This is a genomic window from Paenibacillus xylanivorans, assembly GCF_001280595.1.
Lineage (GTDB): Bacteria > Bacillota > Bacilli > Paenibacillales > Paenibacillaceae > Paenibacillus > Paenibacillus xylanivorans.
Genome location: NZ_LITU01000037.1, coordinates 8,886 through 10,768, shown reverse-complemented (window position 1 = coordinate 10,768; position 1,883 = coordinate 8,886). Strand labels below are relative to the sequence as shown.

Genomic DNA, 1,883 nt, shown 5'->3' with positions numbered 1-1,883 from the left:
GATTCTGGCTAACCTGATAATACGAAAAAAGCCGCTATAATAGCGACTTTCAATGTAATTTTTGCTTCTTGAATGATCATACTCAATTCAGCTTGATAAACTTCTATCATTAAAGTTGTTCTTGAGAGCACATTTGGAACAGGCCATGTTCTTAAAGATTTAAAGCCATCAAAATGCTTCTCCTTTAAAAGAGAGAGAATGAAACTTTTGATAGAAAACCTGCTCAGTCAGACTCCTCTATAGATCCTTCACATCTAACCTTTCTGATCTAAAAGTCAGAATCAGACTGAGTATGTTGAGGCGTGTGATGCGAGATTTTTTTAACTAATAGGAAGTACGTGAGAATCGCAACGAGACTTGTCATTAATAAAGTGAGTCCTAACGGGACCGCAGTGTCTTCTCCTGCAATACCTACCAGAGGAGCCACCAATGCACCAGGCAGCGGAATGCATGTACGGAGTGCTTTCGAATGGAGCAGAAGCGCCAGGCTTCATGATCTGGTGCGTATCCGGCAGTAATTCCAATCAGGCGATTGGCAAATCCACCTATAAGGTCATTGAAAGAAGCCCCCAGGGGTGGATTCAGTCAATCCCATTCCAATGCCCAGTATGACGTTTTGCGTGGCATATTCGCTGAGCAAGCCTTCAACGGAATAATCGACGAATGAACGGGTTGCCGCCGTATCTTTAAATGAAGCAATATGGGACAAATGCATATGCGTATCGATCACTTTCATTCGGTCTGCGCTCTTTCTATGTCATTGGATTCAAGTATAAGAGGAAAGGAAATCCGGCGTAAAGCTTCCAGTCCCTCGGCCGGAAGCAGCGCATCCGGAAAGACGAAAAAAACGGGCGCCGAGCGGAACTCATTTCCGTGTGGCAAGCGAACATTCCGCGAGAACGACAGGCAGCAGATGTCCTTGTTTGTATTGAATGAAGGGCGGTTGACAGTTTCATCTGTCACAATTTGCATCACTCCAGCACGGCCGTCAAAGCCGAAACCGTAGTCTTTTGTTTCGCGCACGCTGAGTTCGTCTTTGCCAATGGCATAACGCAGCATTTTGCCTTCAGGCGCGAAAGTTCGCAGCCAGCCGCCCGCCTCGCGAGACTCGCTGGACGATCCTAATTCGTCAAAGCGAAGGAACAGCTCGCTAAGTACCTTTTTTTCCAAATAAGCTCCTGTGTTTTGACGGATATCGGTCATATAGGCGAGTACCGGCGCTCCAGGGAGCAGCAGGTAGTAACTGTCCACGGTCGTTCCTTTGTAGATGTCGTGCTGTTGAATGGACTGGCGGATTCGGATGCCGGACCAGACGTTGCCTTTGTCGTCGGCAACGCGGACGAAGCTGGCGGAATGTTTTTCTTTGCGAACAGACGTCGGACTCATATCGTCAAACTGATCGGTTAAACCGCCGATCCACGGATTCCACCAGGATTTGATCCCGTATTCCGGAAATCCGGAGGCGAGCCACTCCTGACCTTGTATCGCAAGCGACCGGAGACCGGGATAATAACTCGGTGCCGCGGAAATCCGAATCCTTCCGTTGTCGGCTTCATATACCGGGAATTCTGCTTCTGTGTACGTGGTACGGCGAACTGGAGCGGACGACACCGGGAACAAGGCGCTATAGTACGTCTCTTGCTGCGGGCCAAGCCGTGCATCCAACTGAATGACGCTGCAAGGGGACGGCGGGGTCGGCAAGGCAAAATAGGCTTCCGCAGCTTCCTCATCCGCAGACAACACCCTTTGGGCTGCCGGACGGGTTTCGCCTGCATAAGATATGGACAACTCGCCTTCCCATACGTTCTGTTTGACATCATGCAGCGCAACCGTCACTTCCTGCACATCCGACGGCACGAACGGGTTTCCTTCATTGACCGTCA

1 protein-coding gene and 1 pseudogene are annotated in these 1,883 nt (G+C 49.8%); both read right to left on the bottom strand.

What is annotated here, in order from left to right:
- Positions 1 to 553: 553 nt before the first annotated feature.
- The gene (locus AMS66_RS05650; RefSeq protein WP_053779867.1) at positions 554 to 736 is read right to left on the bottom strand and encodes a hypothetical protein; all 183 of its coding nucleotides are present in this window, start codon (positions 734 to 736) and stop codon (positions 554 to 556) included.
- Positions 733 to 1,883, bottom strand: a pseudogene (locus AMS66_RS05645) (GNAT family N-acetyltransferase); the annotation flags it as partial. The gene AMS66_RS05650 and the pseudogene AMS66_RS05645, both read right to left, overlap by 4 nt.

What these genes read in the sequence shown, in the direction of transcription:
- AMS66_RS05650 (WP_053779867.1), bottom strand. Translation starts at nt 736, where the DNA reads ATGAAAGTGATCGATACGCATATGCATTTGTCCCATATTGCTTCATTT.